At 53.0% G+C, this 26,453-nt stretch carries 18 protein-coding genes and 2 pseudogenes; 10 read left to right on the forward strand and 10 right to left on the reverse strand.

The annotated features are described in order from the left end of the window. Positions 1 to 73 precede the first annotated feature (73 nt). Positions 74 to 2,392, forward strand: a complete 2,319-nt coding sequence (locus WMW72_RS21535) for a helix-turn-helix domain-containing protein (RefSeq protein ID WP_341417633.1) — start codon at positions 74 to 76, stop codon at positions 2,390 to 2,392. Positions 2,393 to 2,599: 207 nt separating this feature from the next. Here the strand turns inward: WMW72_RS21535 and WMW72_RS21540 are convergent, their stop codons facing one another. From WMW72_RS21540 to WMW72_RS21550, 3 genes are all read right to left on the reverse strand, one after another. Continuing rightward, the gene (locus WMW72_RS21540; protein ID WP_341417634.1) at positions 2,600 to 3,397 is read right to left on the reverse strand and encodes a CPBP family intramembrane glutamic endopeptidase; all 798 of its coding nucleotides are present in this window, start codon (positions 3,395 to 3,397) and stop codon (positions 2,600 to 2,602) included. A 944-nt stretch (positions 3,398 to 4,341) separates the two neighbouring features. Continuing rightward, positions 4,342 to 7,584 carry an Ig-like domain repeat protein gene (locus tag WMW72_RS21545; protein ID WP_341417635.1) on the reverse strand — a complete coding sequence of 1,081 codons (3,243 nt, stop codon included), beginning with the start codon at positions 7,582 to 7,584 and terminating at the stop codon, positions 4,342 to 4,344. A 386-nt stretch (positions 7,585 to 7,970) separates the two neighbouring features. Continuing rightward, entirely contained in the window at positions 7,971 to 8,327 is a 357-nt protein-coding gene (locus WMW72_RS21550; RefSeq protein ID WP_341417752.1) for a winged helix-turn-helix transcriptional regulator, read from the reverse strand. Positions 8,328 to 8,741: 414 nt separating this feature from the next. Here WMW72_RS21550 and WMW72_RS21555 point away from each other — a divergent pair, with 414 nt between their 5' ends. Beyond that, positions 8,742 to 9,935, forward strand: a complete 1,194-nt coding sequence (locus WMW72_RS21555) for an MFS transporter (RefSeq protein WP_341417636.1) — start codon at positions 8,742 to 8,744, stop codon at positions 9,933 to 9,935. Between the two features lie 330 nt (positions 9,936 to 10,265). Here the strand turns inward: WMW72_RS21555 and WMW72_RS21560 are convergent, their stop codons facing one another. Then, positions 10,266 to 11,174: a LysR family transcriptional regulator gene (locus WMW72_RS21560; RefSeq protein ID WP_341417753.1), complete on the reverse strand. Its 909-nt coding sequence runs from the start codon at positions 11,172 to 11,174 to the stop codon at positions 10,266 to 10,268. 143 nt (positions 11,175 to 11,317) lie between these two features. On the opposite strand from WMW72_RS21560, the gene WMW72_RS21565 reads away from it, so the two are divergent. Together WMW72_RS21565 and WMW72_RS35645 are read left to right on the forward strand one after the other, a co-directional pair. Further along, complete coding sequence (locus WMW72_RS21565; RefSeq protein WP_341417637.1) at positions 11,318 to 12,337, forward strand: alpha/beta fold hydrolase; 1,020 nt, start codon at positions 11,318 to 11,320, stop codon at positions 12,335 to 12,337. A 79-nt stretch (positions 12,338 to 12,416) separates the two neighbouring features. Further along, a pseudogene (locus tag WMW72_RS35645) lies at positions 12,417 to 12,641 on the forward strand (IS4 family transposase); the annotation flags it as partial. Between the two features lie 627 nt (positions 12,642 to 13,268). Here the strand turns inward: WMW72_RS35645 and WMW72_RS21575 are convergent. Beyond that, entirely contained in the window at positions 13,269 to 15,914 is a 2,646-nt protein-coding gene (locus WMW72_RS21575; RefSeq protein WP_341417638.1) for an adenosylcobalamin-dependent ribonucleoside-diphosphate reductase, read from the reverse strand. Positions 15,915 to 16,286: 372 nt separating this feature from the next. On the opposite strand from WMW72_RS21575, the gene dat reads away from it, so the two are divergent. Further along, on the forward strand, positions 16,287 to 17,135 hold the full coding sequence (gene dat / locus WMW72_RS21580) for a D-amino-acid transaminase (RefSeq protein WP_341417639.1): 849 nt from the start codon (positions 16,287 to 16,289) through the stop codon (positions 17,133 to 17,135). A gap of 358 nt (positions 17,136 to 17,493) precedes the next feature. On the opposite strand, the gene WMW72_RS21585 is transcribed toward dat, so the two are convergent. Then, entirely contained in the window at positions 17,494 to 18,345 is an 852-nt protein-coding gene (locus WMW72_RS21585) for a lipoate--protein ligase family protein (RefSeq protein ID WP_341417754.1), read from the reverse strand. 231 nt (positions 18,346 to 18,576) lie between these two features. Here WMW72_RS21585 and WMW72_RS21590 point away from each other — a divergent pair, with 231 nt between their 5' ends. Together WMW72_RS21590 and WMW72_RS21595 are read left to right on the forward strand one after the other, a co-directional pair. Continuing rightward, positions 18,577 to 20,406, forward strand: coding sequence for a DEAD/DEAH box helicase (locus tag WMW72_RS21590; protein ID WP_341417640.1), 1,830 nt, complete (start codon positions 18,577 to 18,579; stop codon positions 20,404 to 20,406). Between the two features lie 2 nt (positions 20,407 to 20,408). Next, positions 20,409 to 20,564: pseudogene (locus tag WMW72_RS21595) on the forward strand (YqhG family protein); the annotation flags it as partial. On the opposite strand, the gene WMW72_RS21600 reads toward WMW72_RS21595, so the two are convergent. Further along, complete coding sequence (locus WMW72_RS21600) at positions 20,546 to 20,677, reverse strand: hypothetical protein (protein ID WP_341417759.1); 132 nt, start codon at positions 20,675 to 20,677, stop codon at positions 20,546 to 20,548. The pseudogene WMW72_RS21595 and the gene WMW72_RS21600 overlap by 19 nt on opposite strands. 70 nt (positions 20,678 to 20,747) lie before the next feature. Between WMW72_RS21600 and WMW72_RS21605 the strand changes: the two genes are divergently transcribed. Then, complete coding sequence (locus tag WMW72_RS21605; protein ID WP_341417755.1) at positions 20,748 to 21,557, forward strand: YqhG family protein; 810 nt, start codon at positions 20,748 to 20,750, stop codon at positions 21,555 to 21,557. 166 nt (positions 21,558 to 21,723) lie between these two features. Next, positions 21,724 to 22,713: a hypothetical protein gene (locus WMW72_RS21610; RefSeq protein WP_341417641.1), complete on the forward strand. Its 990-nt coding sequence runs from the start codon at positions 21,724 to 21,726 to the stop codon at positions 22,711 to 22,713. 134 nt (positions 22,714 to 22,847) lie between these two features. On the opposite strand, the gene WMW72_RS21615 is transcribed toward WMW72_RS21610, so the two are convergent. After that, entirely contained in the window at positions 22,848 to 23,051 is a 204-nt protein-coding gene (locus WMW72_RS21615; RefSeq protein ID WP_341417642.1) for a YqzE family protein, read from the reverse strand. Between the two features lie 288 nt (positions 23,052 to 23,339). Between WMW72_RS21615 and WMW72_RS21620 the strand changes: the two genes are divergently transcribed. Next, entirely contained in the window at positions 23,340 to 23,753 is a 414-nt protein-coding gene (locus WMW72_RS21620) for a YjdF family protein (protein WP_341417643.1), read from the forward strand. 202 nt (positions 23,754 to 23,955) lie between these two features. Here WMW72_RS21620 and argS read toward each other — a convergent pair whose 3' ends face one another. Further along, a complete protein-coding gene (argS, locus tag WMW72_RS21625) occupies positions 23,956 to 25,662 on the reverse strand; it encodes an arginine--tRNA ligase (RefSeq protein ID WP_341417644.1) in 1,707 nt (568 codons plus the stop codon). 242 nt (positions 25,663 to 25,904) lie between these two features. Continuing rightward, entirely contained in the window at positions 25,905 to 26,291 is a 387-nt protein-coding gene (locus WMW72_RS21630; RefSeq protein ID WP_341417645.1) for a retropepsin-like aspartic protease, read from the reverse strand. Between the last annotated feature and the right edge of the window lie 162 nt (positions 26,292 to 26,453).

The following is a 26,453-nucleotide window of genomic DNA, read 5'->3' on the forward strand; positions in this document are numbered from 1 at the left end:
TGCCCCCTCCTCGCGGAGAGAATTATAATGAGAGGATCACAAATCGAGGGGGCGTCTGCGGGTGCGGCGAAATATGGCATATAGAATTCAATTCATCTACGCTTCCCTCTTCGTCATCATCATTGCCAGCACGGTGCTGATCTCCTATGTAAGTGGAACAAAGCAGTTGGAGCGGGAGGTCATCAGTTCCAACCTGCAGATGCTGAACCAGATCAACAAACGAATAGAAAGCGCTCTTACGGAGATCGACCGGGCGATCGTTCAATTGCTTCAGACGGGGGACGCCTCCTTTTTTTTCAACACTCCGCATGCGGACAGTCCCGAATACTTGATCCGGCTGGACGGCTTTCAATCCCAGATCAGCGGGCTCAAGCGCTCCTACCCTGCCATTCAGTCTGTGTATCTGTCTTCCCGGGCCAACGACATGCTGCTATCCGACGAGTTGTATAATCCCACCTCCGAGGAGGCGGATAAAAATTGGATCAGTACGTTTTATAAGGAAGATTTTTACTACAAATGGACGGCTAATCCCCTCTTCAAGGAAAAACCTGTAAACGGTCATACCGTCACGCTGATCCGGTTTTATCCCATGGCGGAAAAGCCGAAGGACCGCAAGGGTGTCATCGCCGTTAACCTGCCCGAAGCTATGCTGTCGGACATGTTCTCCGATCTGCAGTTCGGCAATAGCGGCAATGTGCTGGTTACGGACGATCAGGGGACCATCCTGTCCCACGCGGATAAATCCTGGATCGGCCGGAATATTGCTGAGTTCAAGCTTGGCGGGCAATTATTGACGGAAACGGATAGCGGCTTCATCCGGCACAAGAACGGCAAAGCTTCGGAATGGGTGTTTTACGGCTCTTCCTCCTATACCGGGTGGAAGCTGTTCTATGTCGTGTCCCAAGGCCAATTGAGCGGCCTGTTCCTCACCATCCGCAATATTCTTCTTGTTCTGGCAGGCGTAATGGTGCTGCTGTCGGTTGGTTCCGTGATGCTAGTCAACCGGACATGGTTCAGTCCCATGGAGCGGTTCATCCATAAGGTGGAGTCCTTGTTCAACAAGCGGGATGGGGAGACAGCGGGAGGCGCAGGCAGCCTGCGGCCGGACTTCAACCGCCTGGAGGGCAGAATTCGCGATGTGCTGACCGGCTATTCCGATGCGGTGCGCCAGATTCAGGAAAGCAAGCCCGCCCTGAAGCTGCAAATTCTGTTCGACATTGTGACAGGACACCGGACGCGCTACGACCTGGCCAAAACATACTTTGACCACATTGGCATTGCGTTCTACCCGGCAAACTACATCGTAATGATCGCGGAATTCGACAATAAAGCCCTGCTGGAGAAGATGTCCGATCTGAACCTTTATTTGTATGCGATTTGCAATGTGGCGGAGGAGCTTATGGGCGAGCAGGAGGGGCTGAAGGGAGGGGCGGTGCAAATCAATGAGTACCAGGTGATTATTCTGGTTAGCTTCCAAGAGGATGATGCCGCCGTCAACGGACAGCGGGCCATTCATCTGGCCCATGCGTTAAGCCAGGCCGTCCAGACCTACATCAAGCGCTCCGTCAGCATTGGCATCGGCTCCTATTGTCGGCGCTTCGCCGATATTAAGAACTCGTATCAGACGGCCCAAGAGCGGATTCATTACAAGCTGGTTGCCGGACATAACACGGTCATCACCGGCGACGATATTTCTGGTGGGGACGGAGCAGAGCTGATGGAGCTGTTCGATCTGGCCGATCAGCTTCAGGATGCCGTATGGCAGACCAATATGGACAAGGTGGCGGAGCTGTTGTCCTCCATCTTCAGCCTGGCTGCCCGAAGCGGCTTTACCGACAAGACGATGGTGCAGTTCGGGCTGCAGCTCATTTACCGGACCGGCAAAAAAACCGCAGATCACGCATTGACGGCGCGCCTGCAAGCCGATCACGCCAGGATCGAGGGCGAGCTTAACCAAGCGGGCAGCTTGACGGATATGCGCCAATATCTCTTCAAGCTGATGGAGCAAATGGTGAAAGCCTTGGTAGAGAAAAGAACCTCCAAAGGCAAAATGGACGAATTTATAGCCCGGGTCAAGTCCTACATCAGCCTCCATTATGCAAACAGCGAGCTTTCCCTAAGCTATCTGTCCGATGAGTTCGGAATCAGCCCCAATTATTTGAGCAAAGCGTTCAAGACCAGCATCGGCGTGAACTTCGTCGATTATGTAATCGACGTACGGATGCAGACGGCGCAGAAGCTGCTGCTTCAGGATCAGGCCACTGTCAGCCAGATTGCCGAGCAGGTGGGATACCCCAACGTGACCAGCTTTATGCGGAGCTTCAAAAAATACAGCGGCATGACCCCTTCGGAATACCGGCAGGCGGAGCGGATCAATGCGCTGCCCAGATAACAGTCAAACGGCCCATTACTTCATTTGAAAGTATTTACTATGTGGTTTATGAAGGCAAGTGCGGCGGCGCCTTCCACTCCGGAGCCGGCACCTGCTTTTCTCTCCCCCCGCCATTACCAGCCTGCTGACCGAGTGCACCTAATCAGGACTGCTGGCCTGCGTGTTGGCTGCGAGTCGAGGAGCGCGCTCGTCGACCGCACGGATGAATCAGCCGACTGGTTGTGACACGCTATCGCGTCGCTTTTCACGGCGGAGGATGATCGGAACCGTGATCACTGCAGCGATCACCAACAACGGAGCTAGTAAACCAGCGATGGGTAACGCCGATGCGCCATTCGCTGAGAAGACGCTAAAGTCCCAGAGCCCGTGCAGGAACATGGAGGCCACGAGCGATCCGGTAGACCGCCGCGCGAGATAGAAGATCGAGCCGAGGCCGAAAGCGATCATGACCTGGAACAGGGCACCAGCCCCTATGCCCCAGAACATGTTCGGCAGGTGGAAGACTGCGAACATCGCTGTTGAGAGCAGCCAGACCCCGGTTTCGCCGAATCGGCTGCGCAGAGCAACTATCAACTGACCTCGGTTGATCATCTCCTCGTTGAAGCCGACCATGATACTGCCGAAGATGAGATACAGCCACATGAGGGGCGTGATACGGGTGAAATCGCCGGTCAGCATGTTCACGATCGCGATGACCATCATGATGATCGGGAGAGTCATTGTCCATCGAGAAAGACGCCGCCTTTCAACCAGGCTGGGGCGCCACCAGCCGTAGATTGTGACTATTGTGATGGTCAGCACGGCACCGCCGGACAGCGGTGCTATGTACCAGAGAAGAAGAGTCCGCTCACTCTCACCCACTCGCGTGTAGTCGATGCCGTTGAGCACGAAGATCGCGTAGAAGACTGCGCTGTAGAGGAAATATGTGAGAACAGCCCATCCTACGCGGGGACGAACCCGAAGGGCAGGATCCAAAGATTCTTGCAGCCTATTGTTTGACATCATAAACACTCCCACTATAAATTTAAACTGCGGTGACGAGGAACATAGTTGAATCGCTTCCTCATTTACAATTCTAGTCTCCCAATTTAAACAGAACCTAAACAAATGGATAAAAACCAGCTAAATTTTTGCTGCTGCCGTTTAGGTTCTGTTTAAGTAACTCTACTACGATGGCCAGGGTGATAACGATGAAAAGTCTATCTACTATTAAAATCGCAACGGAAACAAAGAATCATTAACCGAGGATGAAGGCGAGTTTTTGACACGCTGCTTGGAGGCTTAAAGGATTCAAAAGGAGAAGTGGACATAGTAAGCGTGTAGATTGGGGATATACTCAGTGAGTGATAAGACAATTATGAAGGACATATTAATCGCTAGCATTACTGATTGATAAAAACAGCCTGCGACTGTGCAAATATTTGCCGCTGCAGGCTGTTTTTACTCATTATTATGTAAATTTCGATGAAATTCAAATAAGATATGCGGTTTTACTGGCGCAGATAAATGTCAGCTGTCATTTATCTGCGCCGCGTAATTGAACAGTATAAGATGGTTTTATGAACTGAATATATATAGCTCGTGCAGAGCCGGAGCGGCTGTTGTTAAAAGATAATAAAGTATTTAAAGTAACACAGTTTAGATAACTAAAAAATTCTCTATCGGTTAGTATAGGGTATATGATGGATTAGGAAATTGCTTCTGTGAATCAGGAAATTTTTATACGCGTGCTCAAGGCAACAATCGGCGCTCCTCGAGGTTGCAATTGGCCAGATTAGACTTCGGGTTCAAACACCCATATATTTTCGACCTCTGATCTGCTTACTTCCATACTGCAAAAGTATTGTGAAATTGCCACCCCCTGGACTAACGACAAAAAAGGCATTCCCTGTAGTCGTTAACTACAAAAGAAATGCCTTTTTCACATACCCGCACTATTTAGTTTAAGGTCACAGCGATTCCGCGGAAATCGGCTCAATTAACTTCAATAATTCAATGATGTCCGCTTTACCAAACGTTCTATTTCCATCCATATCATACCCCAATGGCGTTACCGCGAGAACATGGGTAATGTCCCACAGCTTCTCCTCTTTTTGATAAAAGAGGGACACGATATGTGCGGTCGAAGCTGTCCCGTCCGAGCTCACTACTTTTACTTGGAATCGGTTCAAGCCTTCCACGAACGAAACAGGTTCACTCTGTCCGTTCGTCACCTCGATGGCTGCGCCTAGCTGGCCGCTCTGCGGATCCATCCGCTTCAACTCGGTGCTAGTACCTGCTTCCATAGAAGCTGCTCGAAAAGTAAATGCTGAGTTAGGGCCATGAACAACAGCCGCGATCCATGGTGTGGATGTTGGCAGTACATTGCCATAGGCATCACCTGTGAGCACAAGCTGCGCGAAAGCAGGCTGCACGACAACTGTCACCGATTGGGACTCCGTGCCATCTGTGAGGCCACTTCTTTCGTACAGCGCTGTATATTGGTGCGTGCCAGAGCTAACGCCTGTTAAGCTGATTTCCGCATTCCCGTACACATCGGTCGTTACTCTCGCCCGTTCAGCGCCATTCTCTTTCAACGAAATGTAGCCGGGCTGCGTCAGGTCACCGATTAAGTCCCCTACGGATACGGAGAATTGAATAGGTTGTCCAAGCTGGAAAGTTCCACTCGGATGATTCAAAATGAGTACAGTTCCCTGGGTATTCGGTTTGATGACTTGGGTGATCGGGGCTGACGTCTGTGCTTCATGGAGCAGGTCAGGAATGTATGCAGCCTGAATAGGGTAAGTTCCAGGCAGCAGCGCTGCTGAAGTGATAAAAGCAGTTCCTGCCGAGTCAAGATGTATGGGAGTATCTGGTAAGTTGCCGCCACTAAAAACAATATGGCCAGCAGGAATCTGCGACTCTCCATTCGTATTGGTCACATGTGCGGTAAATGTAAGGGGAGTTCCATAATAAACAGCCTCCGTTACTGAAGCGGTAACCACTACAGTAACAGGGATTGGTTTAATCTGCAGACTGCCCCTGTTTGACACCCCATTAAGGTGCTCGTCGTCCCCCAAGTAACTTGCGACGACCGTATGGGTGCCAACATCAAGCTGCTCGGTCTCCCAAGTCGCTGTCCCGTTCGTCAGCGTCAAAGCACTCGGCCAATTGCTAAAGCCGCCTGTACCTGAAAGTGCTACCGTCCCCGTTGGAACTGACCCACCGCTGCCTGCGTTAACTACCTGCACCCTTACGCTTACTGTGTGTCCGTATATGCTTTCCCCTGATTGCGGTGCCACAGACAGATGAACATTAACCGGTGCTTTGGATACAGGCTGGGTAATTGGCTGTGAGGCACTCGTGACATGATTGCCATCACCGCTATATTCTGCCGTAATGACGAGATCGCCAACCGGCAGTTCATGAGTGGCAAGCACCGCAGTGCCACTGCTATTTAGTGGGACTGGCGCTTGCAAGTCGAAACCGTTATTTTTAAAAGTAACTGTGCCTGTAGGCTTGATGCTAGGATTTAATGTATTTGTTACCTGTGCGGTTAAAGTCGTCGTTTCACCGACAGAAATCCCACCCGATGATGATAGGGTTGTCGATGTATTTGCTTTGTTAACGGTATGCCCGACAGCAGCTGATGGACTCACCGCATGGTTGCTGTCTCCGCCGTACTCCGCTTTAAAAGAGTGGGACCCAGCTGATAAACTATCGGGCAGCGTCCATTCAGCCGTTCCTGAATGAAGTATGGCAGTCCCTAATGTGGTTGAACCATCATTGAAGGTTACGATACCCTCTGGTGTAAATGAGCTACCCACAGGATTCGCTACGGATGCTCTTAACGTCAATGAAGTTCCGTAGGTGGAAGCTGCGTCTGTCGCTCCTAGAACAGTCAAGGTTGATGACGTAGGGATCCGATTGACGACCACGGGAATGGAGCTAGAGCTATTGGCAACATGTGTAAGACTTCCGCCGTAATATGCTGTGATCGAATGGGTTCCCACTTCTAAAGTAGGCGCCGTCCATGTTGCTGTTCCTGAACTCAACGTCCCTGTGCCAAGTACAGTCGAGCCCTCCTTGAACGTCACGGTTCCTGTCGGTCCAAAAATGCTTGCGATGCCATTCGTCACAGTTGCCGTCAACGTCACTGAGTTCCCGTAGCTCGTGCTTCCGGGACTAGCGCTGACCGCCACTACGGTTGGAATACCTAGGACAGATTGCGACAAACTACCAGACGTACTGGCTTGATGATGACCATCGCCATCGTAAGTCGCAGTGACGAAATAACCACCGACCGGCAGCGACGACGTCGTGAAGGTCGCGACTCCGCTTCTGTTAACACTTGTAGTTCCCAGTACATTGCTGCCTTCTCGGAAGGTGACCGTTCCCCCCGGCATGACCTGATTGCCACTTGTATTGGCTACTGTCGCCGTGAAAGTAATTGCCTCGCCAACGTATAGGATACCGGCACTTGAGGTAAGAGTGGTATTGGTTTGAATCGTATTAACCGTATGTACAAAGGTAGACGATTGTGGATTATGTATACCGTCTGAGCCTGAATAACTAGCTGTTATCGTATGTGTACCGACTTCTAGTCCGGAAAAGGATATCGAGGCATGAGCATTGAAATTTTCAAGCTGCTCCCAAGTGCGTGTCGTTAGCACATTGTCTTGTCCTACAAGCGTAACAGTCTTAGCGATGTTATTTACTGTGATATCCGTAACATAACGATTCCCCGAAAGTTGCCAAGATTTTACCAAAGTGTTGTTTGCATCATACCCATACAAATAAACATTGAAATTATTATCCGTATCGCTGTACGCCCAATAACTCATTCCGCCCCACTGAATAACAGGACAGTTCGAGCAAGTGAGTTTTTTTCCAGCTTGCACCGGAGCAAGCTCTGAGCTCTTATAAACAACCTCCGGCTCTGAAGCAACGAGCTCTTGCGGTCCTCCAATCAATGTGTCCCCATCGTAGAACGTGATGCTCCCAGTTGGTGTCGCCCCTCCTAAAGAACCATCTGTCACAATGGAAGTAAATTGCACCGACTCGCCATAAATGGACGAGGGCTGGCCTGTAATCACTTGTCCTACTGTTGTAAGTGCAAAAGCTGCCGGCTGGAACAAGTTAACCAAGAGGGCAACTAACAGAACTCCGCCAATCCATCGCAGTTTATTCCTATTTTCCCGTTTCACCATCATTCCTCCCCCTGCGTAACTCTAGTAATTATACTAAAATTTATCGGGATTTGCGTGTATAAAATGAATAGAAAAAAGCCATCTGCACCCTGCCATGTAACAGGTTCAAACAGCTCTTCTCTTCCTAAGTGTCAAATAGGACGAACTATCTCAAACTGAGTGCCAATGTTGTCATTCGACTAACGTTTCCCGTTAGGAGCTCAATCAACAATTGGATTAATTACACCATATTAAACGATTTCATTTTTCGTTCTAACATAGTTGCGAATATATGTCACAATGAACTTTAATTACTACACCGATGCCTGTTGACGGTCCAATGCATCGATCTTTGCAAAAACTCCAAATCCTGCGGCCAATGCTCCGCCCACTTTCCCTACAAAATCACTTCAAATCTCTTCCCCTTCTTGCTGTGTTGTTACTCGAATATCATAAAGTCTATCTTTATGGGTGTTTCCCCAATCCCTCATGGACAAAATGATCTGCTCCAACGTTCTTCCGAATTCTGTAAGTGAATATTCCACCTTAGGTGGTACTTGTTTATAAACTTCACGATGGATAATGCCGTCTCGCTCAAGCTCACGGAGCTGCAATGTAAGAATGAATTGAGTCATATCCGGATAAAGGCGGCGGAATTCGCTAAATCTTTTTGGACCATCTATCAGATGATAGAGGATGATTCCTTTCCACTTTCCTCCAATAACATCAAAAGTGGTATAAACAGGACACCCTTCTTTCAGAGTCATACAATTTTTGTTCTTTCGATTGTCCAACGCCCTTACACCTCCAATAGTTTAATTTTTAATACTACATTATAAAATTATGCGTACTTCTCATAATTCATTATACCCTATACAATTAAGCAGCAACAACGAAATCACTTTGGAAGGATGGATTTATTTGATAACAGAAGCACTTTTAGAGAAGAGCTGTACTCTTAACTTTAAGCGTTAGAAGAGGGATAGGTGAAAATTCTATCCAGACCGATGAACTTCATTATAGAAGGCATACCACTGAGCGCTAGTTATTATTATCGTGCTGTTAATGCGATTAGTAGGTCATCGGTAAAGAAAGCAAAGGCATGCGGACTATTTCAAGATCTAATAGTTAAGAAAAAGCCAATTAGGCTAATCTTTCTATAATTTAAGGAGGTATACCCTATGACTGCTAATAGCGACACCCCCATATCTGCCCAAATAGCCAAACGACTTCCTCTATCGGCACTGATCGTGATGGCCTGTACCGTTTTTATCGTGATCATGACCGAGACTATGCCGGCCGGGCTTCTCCCGCAGATCGCCCAAGGCCTAGGCGTTTCCGAAGGCTTGGCAGGCCAGTTCGTCAGCGCCTATGCGATCGGAACGGTCCTCGCGGCGATTCCTGCAATCATGCTAACCCGCGGAGCGAGACGTAAACCGCTGCTGTGCATCGGTTTGCTGGGATTCCTAGTCGCAAATACCGTCACCGTATTGGCGCCAAATCTCGCCATAGCCCTTATCGTCCGGTTTATCGCAGGAGCGTTTTCTGGTCTGCTATGGGGTATGCTCGCCGGCTATGCGATGCGCATCACCGCGCCAGAATACGCTGGACGCGCCTTGGCCATCGCTATGTCCGGTACACCAGTCGCTCTCGCAGCGGGAACTCCTCTGGGCACCTGGCTTGGTACGATGGTCGGATGGCGTTGGACATTTGCCGCGATGTCCCTATTCATTGCTGTCGTCCTCATCGGTGCGTTGATTCTCGTTCCTGACGCTCCGGGCCAACAGGCACAGAAGCGTATGTCGCTCTCCAGGGTACTACGCATTCCGGGTCTGGCGACCATCCTCGCCGTCGTCTTCGTCTGGATGCTTGCACATAATCTTCTCTACACCTACATCGCCCCCTACCTGCAGCAGATGCACATCGACCTGAGGCCCGATATCGCGCTCGTCGTCTTCGGCATCGCTGCGATCGGCGGTATTTGGATCACCGGCATGCTGGTCGACCGTATGCTCCGCCGCCTTACCCTTGCCAGCGTAGGTCTGTTTATCGTTGCCAGTGCGATCCTCATCGCAACACAGGGGGCCACGCCGCTTGTGATCCTAGCCATCATCTTGTGGGGCCTCGCCTTCGGAGGCTCGGCAACACAACTTCAAACCGCCACAGGAGGTGTTGCTGGAGAGAATGCCGACGCGGCTATATCCCTGGTCACCACATCCTTCAACCTAGCCATTTTTGCGGGCGGCGCAATCGGTGCGTTTCTCGTCGAAGGCATCGGAGCATGGACCCTCCCTTTAGCGATGATCATTCTCGCGTTCATAACACTAATCACCGTTGGCTTCGGCCGGCGCACGGCGTTCCGGTCAGATCGCTAATCGGCGCAAGAGGAGACATGCCTGAGTATGAAAGAGGAAAATTCATGATGTTCTCTCCAAATGAGTCCATAGCGGACTAAAAAAATATGGAGGCATCCAAGGACCCGTTTTCTGCTCATTGACGATAATTACTTCCCTATTTAGTTGAGCAAAGGCAGCTGATCTAAGTGATCGCTGCCTTTATTGTTGCATATTGAACGTTCGCTAATACCTAACATCAACAGTAGGATGTGACTCAAGCTCCTCTAGCAGATTTTTGGCACTGTATCTTGTTAAAGGAAATCTGCGCAAAAATATCATAATTAGTCCACGGAATCTTCTATATATAGGCTAACCGGTTTGATTTTTCTCTTGTAAAGCAAAAACTTCCCTTGCTGCTTCTATGAAAGATAATAGGATTGGTGAAAGCCACTTGTCTGTATGCCACAACATCTGTGTATACACGTGCAAGTCTGGGATTTGCCATGGAAGGGCAACAAGTTCTCCGCGTTCAACTTCGGCTTCCGCTACAATTTCAGGAAGAAAGGCAATACCGATTCCCGAAATCGCACATTGTTTAATGGCCTCGGCACTCTGAAACTCTAAATACGTAATGCTATCAATGCCCTCTTTCTCAAATGACCGGTCAAACATGGTACGATAGGGACACCCCTTTTCGTTCGTCAGGAACACTTCTCCATGAAAATCTTCCAGCTGTAGCACTGTTTGTTTTGCGAGCGGGTGGTCTGGAGCAGCGAACAAGCAGAAAGTTTCTTTTAGCAACGGTTCCACGGCAAGTCTGCTTGAGCGAATGGGCTCATCCAACATATAGACGACATCCGCAGTTCCATCAAAGAGTGTTTGCTTGAGCTCTTGATTTGGGACGGAGCGGAAGATCAGACGAACTCCCGGATGCTGCGAACGAAACCGTTGAAAGACTGCTGGAAGCCGATAGGCGCAAATCACCTCGTTGGCACTTATCGTTAGGGTGCCGCGTAGATTTTCATTGTCATGAACGTCGCTGCAAGCTACTTCCAATTTGTTAAGAACGCCTTGGACATGAGTTAAAAAGCGTTTACCCGCAGTTGTGATAACGAGCTGCTTGCCCAAGCGATCAAAGAGACGAACCCCAAGCTCATCCTCCAATGCTTTGATTTGCATCGTGACGTTGGAGGGGACGTAATTCAGTACTTCCGCAGCTCGCGTGAAATTTAATGTTGATGCAACCGTGCAGAACGTATTCAGTTGGCGCAACTCCATCATACGATCCCCCTTGTGCTTTCAATATTATTGAACATTACTTTTAATTACATTCACTTTTATTGAAAGTATCATAGTTCTATACTAAGCACAAGAAGTCACACACAGAACGTGTGGTTTCATTTGAAGGGAGCGACCCTACGATGGATTACGAAATTTTTAATTTGGGTGATGTAACCTTGCAATCAGGAGTGACGTTACCAAGCGCTTTTCTTGCTTATAAGACTTATGGAAAATTAAATGAACAGAAAGATAATGTCATCGTCTATCCAACTGCTTTTGGTGACCAGCATGTTCAGAATGAATGGCTGATTGGCAGCGGGATGGCACTGGATCCGGAGAAATATTTTATTATCATTCCAAATCTGCTGGGCAACGGATTATCTTCGTCTCCCAGTAACACGCTCCCTCCATTCGATAGGGCTCATTTTCCGCAGGTAACCATCTATGACAACGTTAGATTACAGCATCGGCTGGTGACCGAAAAATTCGGCATTCAAAAAATTGCTCTCGTAGTTGGTTGGTCCATGGGAGGCATTCAGGCATTTCAATGGGGTGCAAGTTATCCAGAGATGGTGGAACGAATTGCACCTATCTCGGGAATTGCCAAGACTTGGCCCCATACATTTGTGGTCCTGGACGGTATGAAAGCTTCACTGCTGGCTGCAGTTGGCTTCGATTCAACTAAACTAAACCAGTTGACTTCTGCAGACATGCGCGCCGTTGGCCGGGTCTATGCAGGATGGGGATTTTCGCATTCGTTTTATAGAGAGGAGCTTTATCGTGAACTGGGACTTGACTCCTTGGAAGACTTTGTGACTGGCGTCTGTGAAAATAGCTTTATGAAAATGAATCCGCACAACGTCCTGGCCATGTTATGGACTGGCCAACATGCAGATATTAGTTCAAACCCCTCCTATAACGGAGATTTCGATATGGCGCTTAAGAGCATTAAAGCTCTTGCCTGCATCATGCCGGGGAGCACGGATCTCTTCTGCACAGCGGACGATAATGAATACGAAGCAAAGCTTATATCTAATGCTGTCTTTAATCCAATCCAGTCGATCTGGGGCCATTTTGCCGGTCGCGGAATCAACAGTACCGATAATCAATTTATTGATGATAATCTAAAACACTTGTTGGCAATTAGCAGAAACGGATAGATCGTCATTTGGATTGGATGTTCCGTCAGCCAAAGCAAGATTCGCATTCCTCAGCTCAGTTATTTCTCTCATGAATTAATATTTGGTTATGGAATGGGAACGCAGACAGGAGAATGATGCCAAATCGCTGGGCGGTTTGTTTTTTCTCTTTGCCGACCAGATTCGGGACTTGGATTTCCAAACAGCCCTACATCAACTGATGACACTGTTTCTAAAGATGGCAGAAGCGAAGACGAAACGTGACAAGTCGTCTGTTTATTGTCAACTCCATGAGTGGATTTATCACGAAAACAGAACATGCTAAACAAATGAAGAAAAAGGCATACCGGCAGCAGACCTTTTTCTTCATTACACATCCAGAGAATCTCTGGAAATCAGAGATTTTGAACCATTCGCCTTACGTTCACCTGGAGGATCTCAAATAGAACGGGTCTACGCCCCGTTCTCATTGACGGACGGCCAAGATTCCCGCTTCCAGCAAATTGATCCATGACCACTTCCCCTGGCTTGTGATTGCCTCAAGGATAGCCTCATATAGCTCAACCGGTTTTTCAGCTTAATGAATCCTTTTCTACAGGGAAATGGGCTCGAAATCAAACTCGATTGGAATCATATATAAATTGCCACGCCATCCAACTGCCACGATGTTTATCCGGACTTAAGGAGTTGGCCTTTCCCTTCACGAATGTGACGCATCTCAGATCCTTCTGCGGTGCGGGGAGGAACGGATGCAGGACTTTGTCTTCGAGATTATGGACACAATCTGAATATCAAAGAAAAGAAGCGGACCTCGTTAGCTAGAGGGCCGCTTCTTTTAATATCACATTTCTTACCTAATGCTTTGATGTTCACGGATACACAGCGCTATTAACGCCATACAGTATGCTCCACACCCTTGGAAACAATTCCTTTTATTGTCCAGCAGACCTTCTCACGAGCACTTGCTATACCCGCAGCTCGAGCACGTCTTGCAGCCTTCCGTATTGATTAGCGACGCCGAGCCGCAGGAAGGGCACAGGTCCAGCGACAGCGACGTGGCGGCGCTTCGGGTTACCGTTTGCAGGGCCGACGGCTCCGTTACGACCTCCTGAGTGGCGGTCACGTAGTCGTCTGCAGTATCGGTGTATTCGCCATGCATCTCCAGTGCCTTGGCGACCGCATCGGCGATCGATTCCACGCGGTTGGCACCGAAGCCGATCGCGCCGGACCCGCCGATGCCCTTCAGATGCTTCACGAGCAGCTGCACCTTGTTGCCGTGATCGCCGTACCGCAGGAACAAGGAGCAAACCCGGCCCAACGCCTCGGACATGGCGAACACGTCGGAGCCGGCCTTGCCTACATTCAGGAAGATTTCACTCGGCGTACCGTTCATATCATTGATCGTAATATATGCCATGCCAAACGGCGTGTTGAATTTGTATGTCGCTCCGCGCAGCGCCTGCGGGCGGCGTTTGTATTGCTTGTCGACCACCTGCTCGGTCTGGACCTGGGCGTTCGCGGATAAGGATTCGGTCAGTCGGGTGAGTGAGCCCGCTTCGCCAGCCGCTGGTTTTACTGGAGCTGGAGTTGCAGCCGCTACCGCAGGTTCCGCCTTCACAGATGCCGGAGGAGATACGGCAGCCTGAGCTTCCTCTTTCTTCTCTTCCTTCTTGTCCGTGCTCAGCACTTGAACGTCTCGGCTACCGTCGCGATAGATCGTGACACCCTTACAGCCGAGGTCGAAGGCCAGCTCATAAAGCCGCTTGGTCTCTTCAACCGTAAAGTCAGCGGGACAGTTGGCCGTCTTGGAGATGGAGCTATCCACCCATTTCTGGATGGCAGCTTGAGCGCGAATATGATCCTCCGCGGACAAGTTCATCGCTGTAACGAAGTAGTCCGGCAGCTCCTGATCCGGATGCTCGTCCCTCCACTGCTGCGCGATCGGCACGTATTGCTTGTCGAAGCCCAGACGGCTCTGGCGATAATATTCGAAAGCGAAGTATGGCTCGATCCCGGTCGACGTGCCGACCATCGTCCCGGTACTGCCCGTAGGGGCTTGCGTGATTACCGTCACGTTGCGCATCCCCTTCTGCTTCACAGCATCGCCGACTTCCGGGTAGACGCCGGTCATCGATTTCATAAACCCGCTCTGCAGAAACAGATCCGCATCGAACTGCGTGAAAGAGCCCTTCTCCTCCGCGATATCGGCGGAAGCCAGATAAGCCTCACGCGCCATAAAGCCGTACAGCCGGTCCAGGAACTCCAGCGATTCCGTGCTGCCGTAGCGAATGCGGAGCTTGATCATCAGCTCCGCCAATCCCATGGAGCCTAGGCCGATGCGGCGCTCGTTCTGCTGGTTGACACGGTTTTCCTCAAAGTGATACGGAGTCTTGTCGATGACATTGTCCAGGAAGCGCGTCGAATACTGTACGACCTTGGCCAGCTCCTCCCAGTCCACATCATGCTTCTCTTCATCGTAGAACTTGGATAGGTTGATCGCCGAGAGATTGCAGACCCCCCAAGCCGGAAGCCCCTGCTCGCCGCAAGGATTCGTGCAGATGATCGGGTTAAAATACCAGCTGTTGGACATCTGGTTGTAATATTCCATAAACACGACACCAGGCTCCGCGGACTTCCAGGCGGATTCGATAATGGTATGCCAAATCTCCCGTGCCTTGACTGTCCGATAAGGAATAACCGCCTTACCCAAGCTGCGCCACTTGTCCAGATCGCCGTCCCACAATGGGTCATAGTCGGGGTCAGTCGTGTCCGGGTAGACAAGCTCCCAGTCCAGGTCTTCCTTGACGGCTTTCATAAATCCATTGCTCACACATACCGATAGATTGGCATTGGTGATCTGCCCCATCGACTGCTTGACCGTAATAAAATCGACCACATCAGGATGCCAATCGTTCATCATCAGCATGAGCGCGCCGCGCCGGCTGCCGCCCTGCTCGATCAATCCCGTCGTGTAGCTGAACAAGCCGCCCCAGGAAACAGCGCCGCTGGACGAACCATTCACACCTCGGACGACCGCTCGACGCGGACGCAAAGAAGATAGATTGATCCCTACTCCGCCTCCACGGGCCATAATCTCAGTCATTTCGGTCAGCGTAGCCATGATCCCGCCGCGGCTATCATGCGGAGAGGGAATGACGTAGCAGTTGAACAGAGTCAGCTCGTCGCTGGCATCCGCTCCGGCTGCGATCCGTCCTCCCGGTACCAGCTTCCAGTCGTCCAAGATATAGCGGAAGCGATCCGTCCAGAGCTGGCGCTTCTCCGGCGTGGCCTCTACGGAAGCCATAGCTCCAGCCAGACGGTCCCACATCTGCTGAGGCGTCTTCTCTACGGTAAGTGTCAGCTTCTCGACCGACGATTCTACGATCTCTCCACTGCGAACCTTGACCTTCACGGTCGAGCCCTGGCGTTCGATGACCTCCCCGACCTCCTTGGCCGGAAACTTCGGATCGTCCTTGGTCAGCACCAGGACCGTGTCCCCCACCTGCGTGCGGTTCGTGTCCGCGTCTTTCATGGCATAGCGGTCGAGAAATATTTTTTCGCTTAAACCTTCCAATTTGGCTTGCTTCACCGTCTTCAAGACAACAACCTCCCGGACATGTAAAAGTTTCATGATCGCAATATGTGGATGTTAAATCATTATACAACACTATATGTAGTAGTTCTAATGAACAAAAGGTGAAAAACACTGTTCACCTCATAGCGGCTTGCCGTTCCCTTCTATTTCCTCCGGCAAGCTCACTAATTCGTACCTGCCGACACCCGTCTTCCGGGTTCCGGACTGACTCTCGCTTTCCCCCCGCCTGGTGAGCAGACTGCATTTTGACTTCCGCCGTTCTCCTTGATAGTCTAGTATTAGCTTATCATAGAACCTCAATTAAACACAAACGTATGTTCTCATCACAAATTTATTCCCTTACTCTTATCCCCTCAGCAAAGGAGACGTTCTATTATGACGCAAGCATCCTATATATGGTACCAAAACGAACTGCTCCCCCGCCAAGCCGTACAGATTTCACCGGACGACCGGGGATATTATTTCGGTGACGGATTATATGAGGTTTTCCGTGTGTACCATGGTGTCGTCTTCGAGGCAGCCGGACATTTCGACAGGCTGGAGAGAACAGCCAAGGCGCTTCGCATCCCTCTCCCCTTCTCCCGGTCCGTGATGGAAGAGAAGCTGCAGGAGCTCATCCGCCTCAATGATGTGCAGACCGGAAACATCTACCTGCAAATCACGCGTGGCATCGCCGCCCGCTCGCATCCTTTCCCGGCCTATGCCGAGCCGGTATTGATGGCCTATGCCTACCCCTATGAGCGCCCGCTCGAAGCGATGCGCCACGGCATCAGCGCCGTGACGGGGGAGGACATCCGCTGGCTGCGCTGCGATCTGAAGACGCTGAATCTGCTCCCCAATGTGATGGCCAAGCAAGAGGCGCTGGACCGCGGAGCCGATGAAGTCATTCTTCACCGCTCGGGAACGGTGACCGAATGCAGCGCCTCCAATGTGATGATCGTCAAGAACGGCATTCTGCGCACACATCCGGCCAATCATCTGATCCTGCACGGCATCACGCGCTATGTTGTGCTGGGCCTTGCGCGGGAGCTGGGCATTCCCGTAATTGAAGAGCCGTTCACCCTCGAGGCGCTTGGTCAGGCCGATGAAGCGTTCGTGACAGGGACGACCGTCGAAATCACGCCGATCATTCGCATCGATGACCGCCCGGTCGGCAACGGCGCTCCCGGTCCCATCGTCCAGCAGCTGCAGACCGCCTTTGACACGGCGATCTCCAGCCGTTAATATCTGACTCCACACAGCGGACAACTCCGTGTTCCCCTGTGCCGGCACTTTCCAGCCCTAACAACTGCCGGTGCCCTTAGCAGCAATCTATTGTCGATTCGACCATGCACTCCACCGTGCCACCATCAACCCATTCATCAGCGAAGAGCCCTCCGAACACGGACGGCTCTTCTTCTATTGTTGGCCCTCCATGCCTGCTTCGGTTCACCTACCGGCTGCAGACAACGTCCAAATAAAAAGAACGCCGGGACGTCCGTGCACGTCACCAGCGTTCTCCAACAAATCCGACTGCGAGCTACTGAATGCCCGCCAAAGAGACTTCTCCTAACCATCCCCTCAGCAAGGCAGCAGGAATACCTTACCGGCGCAAGTTCCACTCCGCATTGCCGTATTTTTCCTCCACCAGCTTGTCCGCCAGCTCCCGCTCGTAATCCGTCAGCTCGCCCGGTACCAACCGAATATTCAGCCCTTCGGCAATCCCCGCTTCGAAGGCCGAGACCACCTCCGCGAGACCGACCGGCTCGCGTCCGACCGAGCGCAGCAAATCATTAATCGCAATCGCTTTGCGGAGAAATTGCTGCTTCATCCGGTCCTTGATCCTGTCGCTGTTGAACAGCAGCAGATCGAATAGCGCATCCGCATCGAGATCCAGCAGAATAGAGCCGTGCTGAAGCACGACGCCCTTCGCCCGCGTCTGCGCGCTGCCTGCGATCTTGCGTCCCTCGACGACCAGCTCGTACCATGACGGCGAATCGAAGCAGGCCGCCGATCCCATCGACGCATATTTCTCCTGCTCCTCCGGACTCGCCAGCTGCACCATATCCGCCGCCAAGCCGAGGCGCCGGAAGCCCAGCAGCAAGCCCTGGCTCAAGATCCGGTAAGCCTCCGTGACGCTGCGTGGAATGCCCGGGTAGCTCTCCGACACGATCATGCTGTAGGTCAGCTCTTGGTCATGCAGGACAGCGCGTCCGCCGGTCGCCCGGCGTACGAATCCGTAGCCTTCGCGTTTCAGCGCGCCGAAGTCGATCTCATCCTTCGCCTTCTGGAAGTAGCCGATCGACAGCGTCGCCGGGGACCACCCGTAGAACCGGACCGTAGGCGGGGCCAGTCCCTCGCTGTGAGCCGTCAGAATCGCTTCATCCACTGCCATATTATAGGCCGGGTCGCCTGCCCCCGACTGAATCCATCTCCATTCATTCGTTTCCAACATCTCCATCACCTGCTCATCTTCAGAGTATGACGCTTAACCAAGTTGCTACCCTTCATCATAAAGCATCCCGTTCCCGTTTGAAAGAGCGCGGTTTCGTCCATACTAAAAATTAACTCTGGACCCGGGAACCGCATGGTCTTGCGAGACTTGCTGCAAGCGGTACCGTTCAGTAAAGCCTTAATCCATCAACCTAGTTTAGCAAGCCCCGATGAAAAGGAGCGAGTGTCCACCATGCAACCGACCGAACGCAAAGAACATGTGCGCCCGCTGAATGAGCATGTCGAGCTTCATTTTGAACGGGAATGGTTCGAGGAGCTGCACGCCCGCGCGCAAAAAAACGGACCGTGGGACGACTGGACGATGTTCCGTCTCGCCTGCGAGGCCGAGCGTTCCGGCATGATCCGCTCGTTCGACGATCTGCTGTGCTTGTCCCACTTGCCGAATCTCGTACCCATGGAGCATCAGATAGGAACCGCCAAGAAGGTGCTCACCGAGATGCGTGGACGCGCGATTCTGGCTGATGAGGTCGGGCTCGGCAAGACGATTGAAGCCGGGCTGATTCTGAAGGAATATATGATTCGCGGACTCGTCCGCAAGGTGCTGATTCTCGTTCCGGCTTCGCTTGTTCTCCAATGGGTGCGCGAGCTGAACCAGAAGTTCGGCATTCCCGCCGTTGCTCAGAAAAAGGAGTACATGTGGGCCCAACAGGACATCATCGTCGCCTCCATGGATACCGCCAAGCGCGATCCGCACCGTGGCATCGTCATGGACCAGGAATACGATATGCTGATTATCGATGAAGCGCATAAGCTCAAGAATAAGAAAACAACCAACTACCAGTTCGTACTCGACCTGCGGAAAAAGTATTGCCTCCTGCTGACCGCTACGCCGGTGCAAAACGACCTCAAGGAGCTGTACAATCTGATCACGCTGCTCAAGCCGGGACAGCTCGGCGGCCAGACGAGCTTTCAGGCCAACTTCGTCGTCGACAAGCGCGTGCCGAAGAATGAGGAGCAGCTCCAGCAGGAGCTGGGCAAGGTGATGATCCGCAACCGGCGCAGCGACGGCAATGTGTCCTTCACCAAGCGGATCGTTCGCAATATTCCGCTGCAGCTGTCGTCCGAAGAACAGGCGCTCTACGACGGTGTGACCCAGTTCGTCCGCACGAGGTACGAGGAGTCCGGCGGCGATCTGAGCAGCGTGCTGTCGCTTGTGACGCTCCAGCGCGAGGTCTGTTCCAGCCGGGACGCGGTGTTTATCACGCTCGTGAACATGTTTAAGAAGACGGAAGAGGACTCCCCGATCCGACCGAAGATCTGGGAGCTCGTCGAAGTCATCCGCGGGATCAAGGCGAATACCAAGGCGGAAAAGGTACTGGAGCTGATCCAGTCCATTCCGGACAAGGTCATCATTTTCACCGAATACCGTGCCTCCCAGGAATATTTGCTGCAGTATTTGCGAGACCGCAAAATTACCGCCGTCCCCTACCGGGGAGGCATGAACCGGGGCAAGAAGGACTGGATGATGGACCTGTTCCGCAACCGCGCCCAGGTGCTGATCGCCACCGAAGCCGGAGGCGAGGGCATTAACCTTCAATTCTGCCACCATATGATTAACTTCGATCTGCCCTGGAATCCGATGCGGGTCGAGCAGCGGATAGGCCGGGTTCACCGACTCGGGCAGCAGGAGGATGTGAAGATCTATAATCTGTCCACGACGGGCACGATCGAGGAGCATATTCTCTCTCTGCTGCATGAGAAAATCAACATGTTCGAGCTCGTGATCGGTGAGTTGGATACAATCCTGGAGCGGCTGGAGCAGAACACCCCGCTGGAATCTCATCTGGCCAAGCTGATCCTGACCGCCCGCGATCCGAGCGACATCCGCCGCCAGATTGAAGATCTGGGCGAGTCGTTCACCATGCTGCGCGGAGAAGCCGGGTCCGGGGCTCAGGCTCCGGGCTTCAGCACGCAGGAAGCGGCCCCCTTCTCCTCCCTGCTCAGCGCCGTTGGCCAAACGGTCAATCAGCAAGTGCCCGGTGGCGGGGAGGTACGGCCATGACCATGGACAGCACCCAGATCCAATCCTTCGTCCTCCGCTACCTGGAGGCCGAGCAATGCGACATTGTCGAGAAGCATCCGGCCTATGTCACCGTGAAGCTCTCCCCGTCCGCCGACCGCGATTTGACGCACCGGCCCTATTATTGGAGCTTCGTGGAGCGGACGGGCGTCACGCCGGAGACGATGACCTGCACCTTCATCTTCGACCCGGACACGTACCGGGAGCTGCATCCGCAGCCCCAGACGTCCGGACCGCCGCCAGGCATCAGCACGGCGGCACCGCCCGGGATGACGGCCGCCGCCACGCAGCCCGGGAACCCAGCAGGGGCCCGGGCAGGCACGGTGGCCGCGGCATCAGGAGCCCCCGCCCCAGCCGCCAACGGGCAAGCCAGCTCTGCGGGCTCCCCGCCGCCAGCGGGCCAGGCAGCCACCGGGGGGGACGGGCAAGCACAGGCCGGACAGCCGCCGCAGGGTGACAGCATCCTCGGCCGCTACTTCGGCTTCGTGCCTACGACCTTCACCGCACGGGTGCCGCGCGACGAGATGACCTACGGCAGCCGCAGGCTGGAGCAAATCTTCGCCGCCGTGAAGGCCAAGGGACGCTTCGTCCGGCTGTTCGAAGCCTATTCTCCCCCTTCACCGCAGACGGCGCAGCCCACGCACACCATCCCTTACGAAACGTGGCTGGCGGTCAATTACAAGGTCGAGCTGACCTGCGATATGAAGCGCAGCGAATTTCACTCCATCGGCATCCAGCTGCAGACCGGCGAGATCCGCGAGCAGTTCCAGGAATGGATCGCTCCGCGCAGGCTTACGCCCCGGCTTCCGGCAAGGGTCTATGTCGTCCCGGATAAGCTGACCTTGCCACGGGCCGTTCTTTTTCTGGAACAGTTCATGGAACAGAAGCTGGCGCGTTACGATCACCGCTGGGCCATGAACGCCAATATCCGGCTTCGCGAGGAGCATAACCGGGTTCGGGACTATTACGAGGCGCTGCTCAAGACGGCCGAGCCCGAGATTCGAGCCGAGATCGACGCCCAGTATGAGCGGCGTACGCAAGAGGTCGAATGGCAATACCGGCCGCGCGTCCAAATTTCCGCCATCAACTGCGGATTGTTCCACCTCCCGGCATCGAACGGGCCGCTCTCCTGACGAACCCGCGCGAACGCTAGCAGTTTAACGGGAAAAGTATTTTGGAGCCTTCTACAGGTTCTAACAAACTTTTCCCAGCATAGCTTGTACAATAAAGGCATATTCGCTCATGCGGCGCAGGTCGAGGCGATATGCACCGACTCCAAGGTGAAGCAGGTGAATGTTCATGAGAAAAGTAGTGCTCCTCCTCTCTTCCGTCGCTCTGGGAACCAGCTTGCTTGTCCTGGGACCTGCGGCGAATACATCAGCGGGCTTTGCCTCGCAGGATGCCAGCGCAGCTATTCAGTCGGTATCTCCAGCCGTTGCTCCATCCGGAGAAGCTGCAGCACTTCCGGCAGCTCCAGCCACTCACGGAATAGCCGTACCAGGCAATCCGCCTGCCGGTCCTCTAAGCCAGGATCTCAAAGCAGCCGTTGCCGGGTATGTCGGTGAATTGTCCAGGCAGCCGGGCTTCGAGAAATGGGCACATGCCGACTGGACAAGCCAGCCTCTGGGTCCTGGCACACACGGCTGGGTCGTTCTCCTCCGCTCCGGCGAGCAGGAAATCGGCTACTTGATCGTCCATGCCGACGAGAAAGGCAGCTACCGTCTGACGGAATACGGCAAAGGCAGCTTCCCGCTGTTCAGCCAAAATACGCTGTACCGAAGCTTGGTACGGCTCGAACTCATCGAATATACTTATCGCGCCGAGCCTTATTATTGGAACCCGCTGCAGGCAGTTTGGAAGGTGACTGTGGACAACGCGGACCGCATCTGGTACATCGATGCCAAGACTGGCGAGGAGCTTCCATTCATGACTGCGGGAGGCTTCCCTGAGCCCTCCTCTTCCTTGCAAACGTTCACCAAAACCGAGGCCCAGCATACTATAGTTCAAGCAGGCCATACTACTCCCGCAGATCCTTATGCCAGGCTCTCCTGGGTAAAGGGGACGCCATCTGCAGCAGACCCTAGCTTTGCGCTGCTGCAGTCACAGATCAAGGCGGGAACGCCTCCCGTATTCGCGGCCGAGCTGTACAGCGGTAAGGTGATTACGCCGCTCGGCGTATCCGGCTACCACGAGTGGTCCGGCAGCGACCGGTATGTCCAGGTCATCCAGGATGACGACCGCTATCTCCCGCTTGATGCGTTGACGCATCTAGGCCATTTTTACCCTTAACCTATGGTTTTTCTCCTCACTTCCCTATATAGAAAAGCTTCCCGCGTTCCCTTGAGGCATGCCGGTCCTTCTGCGAGGATCAGCGAGACTCGGGTGCAAGAAGCTTTTCCTTTTTTTATTTTTCTCACCTTCCGTCAGGAGCCTTTCTCCTTCCTCCCGAACCAGCGCTTCCTCCACATCCCCAGAGCGAGCGGCAGCATGCCGAACCAGCGCACCTCCCACCGCTCCCTCGTTTCCTTACGTCCGGCTCTTGCCTGCTTGCGGACTTCCCTAGGCGTGTCTATATAACGGACAACCCGTTCGGTGACGTATTTAACCAGCTCGTCGCTTTTGCCCATGATACCTCTCCTTCGCTTATAAGTCTTATTAGTATGAGCAAGTCAGGGTAGCGACAAACGCCAGAGCACGCTTTATAATAAAAGCAGAGCGTAAAATCACGGTCCGGTCGGTAGTCCGGATGCGCTAAGCCGGAACCTGAGTCTAGGCAGCTTGCTTGATGATAATTGTCGGTTCGAACGGACAATGAGATCAGCTAGCCAGCCTGACGCCAGCCCGCTTCGCGTCGTATCCTTCCCCCTCGGGATGTCCCTCGCTCTGTATGGAATTTGAGGGAGGATTTGATGATCATGAAGCTGACGGTTTTTTGGGAAGGCGAGTTTTGGGTAGGCGTAGCGGAGATGGAATCGGGCGGGCGTTACCACGCCGTCCGGCATATATTCGGCCAGGAGCCTCATGATGCCGAGGTGCTCGAATTTATCGACCGCGACCTGCTTCCGCTGTTCGCGCGGATGAGCAGCAGCCTGGATGCGCCAGATTTGCGGGAGCATTGCCGCATCAATCCGAAGCGGTTGGCACGTCAAGCCGCCAAGGAAATGAACCGCACGGGCATCCACAGCATGGCGAAGCAGGCGCTGGCCCTGGAGCTGGAGCACCGCAAGAAGACACGGCGCACCGTTTCGCGTGAGCAGAAGGAAGCCGAGCAGGCACGCAAGCGCGAGCTCGCCGTTCAGAAAGCCAAAGCCAAGCACCGCGGCCGTTAGCTTGCTGGCTGCGCGGATGTGTTTAGTGTAGATGCTCCGCAAGTGAGAGCGATTGGTTGCGAGGCATGAGGCTCAACTCCGGTCCCACTTGCCTATTCGCGCTATACTCCTCGCGCCGTCTAAAAAAAGCCTTCATCCAGCTGCTTCTACAGCTGGATGAAGGCTCTTCGCTTTGCTTCGCCAGGCACATTGCCAGCGGATTTTACATTTTCTCCGGCGCTTCCAGACCGATCAAGGCCAGGCCGCTCGTCAGCACAATCGTCGCAGCCTTCACTAGTGCCAGGCGTGCGTTTTTCACATCAGCCGGCACGTCCGACTTCAGGATCGGACATTCGCGGTAGAAGCGGTTGAACGCTTGGGCCAGATCGATGAGGTAACGGCTGATGATGGAAGGCTCCAGCTTGTCCATCGCCTGGACGACACGCTCTCGGAAAATATACAGCTCGCGTACAAGTCCCTGCTCCGACGGATCGGTCAGCAGGCCCAGATCAGGCGTGCTGACCGATGCGTCTGCTTCCGCCCGGCGCAGGATGCTGCAGGCACGAGCATGCGCGTACTGCACGTACGGCCCCGTTTCACCCTCGAAGTTCAACGCCTCATCCCATGAGAAGACGATATCCTTCACGCGGTTATTGCTCAGATCGTTGAAGATGATCGCGCCGACACCGACCTGGCGGGCAACCTCTTCTTTGTTCTCCAGCTCGGGATTTTTCTCCTCGATAATCTCCCGCGTCTTCTCGATCGCCTTGGTCAGCAGCTCCTCGAGATTGATGACGTTGCCCTTGCGCGTCGACAGCTTCGCGCCCTCCAGGCTGACTTTGCCGAACGGCACATGCACCATCTGCTTCGCCCAGTCGTAGCCCATCAGCTCGATGACCTTGAACAACTGCTGGAAGTGGAGGCTTTGCCCCGCGTCCGTCACATAGACGGCCTTCTCGAAATCATAGGTCTTCTTGCGGTAGATGGCTGCCGTCACGTCACGCGTATGGTACAGCGTACCGCCGTCCTTCTTGACCATCAGTGCCGGAGGCATGTTGTAGTCTTCCAGCTTGACGAGAAGTGCGCCGCCATCTTCCTCCAGCAGCGACTTGGCCTTGAGCTCTTCCAGCACGGCCGCCATTTGATCGTTATAGAAGCTCTCCCCGGCATACGAATCAAACTTCACGCCGAGCAGATCGTACATTTTATGGAATTCCTTCAGGCTGATCTCGACAAACCAGCGCCACAGCTTGGTCGCTTCCTCGTCACCCTGCTCCAGCTTGACGAACCAGGCGCGAGCCTCGTCCTCCAGCTCCGGACGCACATCCGCCTCATCATGGAACTTCACGTAGATACGTTGAAGCTCGGCGATGCCGTCCGCTTCCACCGCATCCTTATCTCCCCAGAGCTTGTACGCCACGATCAGCTTGCCGAACTGGGTGCCCCAGTCGCCCAAGTGGTTGATGCCCACGCTCTTGTAGCCCAAGAAATTGAAAATCCGGTACAACGCCCCGCCGATCACGGTCGAGCGCAGGTGACCGATGTGGAACGTCTTCGCGATGTTCGGTGACGAGTAGTCGATCGGAATGCTGCGTCCCTGTCCGATATTCTGAGACCCGAACCGCTCGCCCTGCGCGAGCACTTCGCCTACGACTTCAGTCGCATAAGCGGATTTATTGAGAAACACGTTGAAATAGCCGGATACGGCCTCCACGCGCTCTACCAGCGGATTGCCTTCCCAGCCCTGTACCAGGCTTTCAGCGATTTGCTGGGGAGCCTTACGCAGCTGCTTGCTCAGCTTGAAGCATGGCAGCGACAGGTCGCCCATCTGCGGATTGGGCGGATACTCGATCCACTCCGCCAGCGCCTCCTCGCTTACGCCCTCCAGCCTTGTTGCCGTTTGTCCCGCCAGCCATTCCTTGTAATTCATCCTGAATGAACCCCTTTCCGTCTATACAGCCTCACCAGGCCCGCAAATACGAGAAAGCACCCCGAATGGGGTGCCTTCTGCCGCCTCCTATAGGGCATAGTGACCCGGTCGAAATTTCACATATCTCCCATTATATCGGGCTGTGAAAATCGAGTCAAGCTGTGGGGCCAAGCCCTGGCAGGGCTATTCCACAATTCATTCTTGTGTTTCATACAACATTTGTAAGAGGTCAGTAGCTCTTTTTAGTCTGCCAACGAATAGACCTGTAATTTCACACTATCAATCATCAAGCCCGCTGCACGTATATAATCAAAGCCAAGGATGCCGTCAATGTCTATTCCGTAATCCATACTCCCAATTTCTACTTGGAAATGCTCTAGACATAGACTGTCGAATTGAATCCAATCAAAGGTCTTCGTGTATACGTACTCGATTCCCCCAACACCTTGGATCGAATCCACTGCATCCCCCGCCTCTGGAACAACCCCTATTTCCCCAACAACATCTGCTTTAAAAATCGTTCTCGCCGACCCTGTGTCTAATAGTACTTTTTCTAGCTTCAAGTTTTGGCCACGAAACTGAACAATAACGGACACAAACGGCAACCCAAAATCGACATCCAGATTCATCGAGGCCCCCGAACTCCGACATAGCGTTCACGGGCTACTAAAGCGGGACGGGATGTATGAAAAAAGCAATATTCACGATGCGGCTCCTGCTTGTGCAACTCGCTGTATCGACGCATCGCTGACGTAGAATCCTCATACCTATCCACAACAACCATTTCCTCA

The organism is Paenibacillus filicis, from assembly GCF_038070315.1.
Lineage (GTDB): Bacteria > Bacillota > Bacilli > Paenibacillales > NBRC-103111 > Paenibacillus_G > Paenibacillus_G filicis.

Excerpts from the sequence above, each read along its gene's own strand:
- WMW72_RS21535 (WP_341417633.1), top strand. The coding sequence starts at position 74 with ATGGCATATAGAATTCAATTCATCTACGCTTCCCTCTTCGTCATCATC.
- WMW72_RS21540 (WP_341417634.1), bottom strand. The coding sequence starts at position 3,397 with ATGATGTCAAACAATAGGCTGCAAGAATCTTTGGATCCTGCCCTTCGG.
- WMW72_RS21545 (WP_341417635.1), bottom strand. The coding sequence starts at position 7,584 with ATGATGGTGAAACGGGAAAATAGGAATAAACTGCGATGGATTGGCGGA.
- WMW72_RS21550 (WP_341417752.1), bottom strand. The coding sequence starts at position 8,327 with ATGACTCTGAAAGAAGGGTGTCCTGTTTATACCACTTTTGATGTTATT.
- WMW72_RS21555 (WP_341417636.1), top strand. The coding sequence starts at position 8,742 with ATGACTGCTAATAGCGACACCCCCATATCTGCCCAAATAGCCAAACGA.
- WMW72_RS21560 (WP_341417753.1), bottom strand. The coding sequence starts at position 11,174 with ATGGAGTTGCGCCAACTGAATACGTTCTGCACGGTTGCATCAACATTA.
- WMW72_RS21565 (WP_341417637.1), top strand. The coding sequence starts at position 11,318 with ATGGATTACGAAATTTTTAATTTGGGTGATGTAACCTTGCAATCAGGA.
- dat (WP_341417639.1), top strand. The coding sequence starts at position 16,287 with ATGACGCAAGCATCCTATATATGGTACCAAAACGAACTGCTCCCCCGC.
- WMW72_RS21585 (WP_341417754.1), bottom strand. The coding sequence starts at position 18,345 with ATGTTGGAAACGAATGAATGGAGATGGATTCAGTCGGGGGCAGGCGAC.
- WMW72_RS21590 (WP_341417640.1), top strand. The coding sequence starts at position 18,577 with ATGCAACCGACCGAACGCAAAGAACATGTGCGCCCGCTGAATGAGCAT.
- WMW72_RS21610 (WP_341417641.1), top strand. The coding sequence starts at position 21,724 with ATGAGAAAAGTAGTGCTCCTCCTCTCTTCCGTCGCTCTGGGAACCAGC.
- WMW72_RS21615 (WP_341417642.1), bottom strand. The coding sequence starts at position 23,051 with ATGGGCAAAAGCGACGAGCTGGTTAAATACGTCACCGAACGGGTTGTC.
- WMW72_RS21620 (WP_341417643.1), top strand. The coding sequence starts at position 23,340 with ATGAAGCTGACGGTTTTTTGGGAAGGCGAGTTTTGGGTAGGCGTAGCG.
- argS (WP_341417644.1), bottom strand. The coding sequence starts at position 25,662 with ATGAATTACAAGGAATGGCTGGCGGGACAAACGGCAACAAGGCTGGAG.
- WMW72_RS21630 (WP_341417645.1), bottom strand. The coding sequence starts at position 26,291 with ATGAATCTGGATGTCGATTTTGGGTTGCCGTTTGTGTCCGTTATTGTT.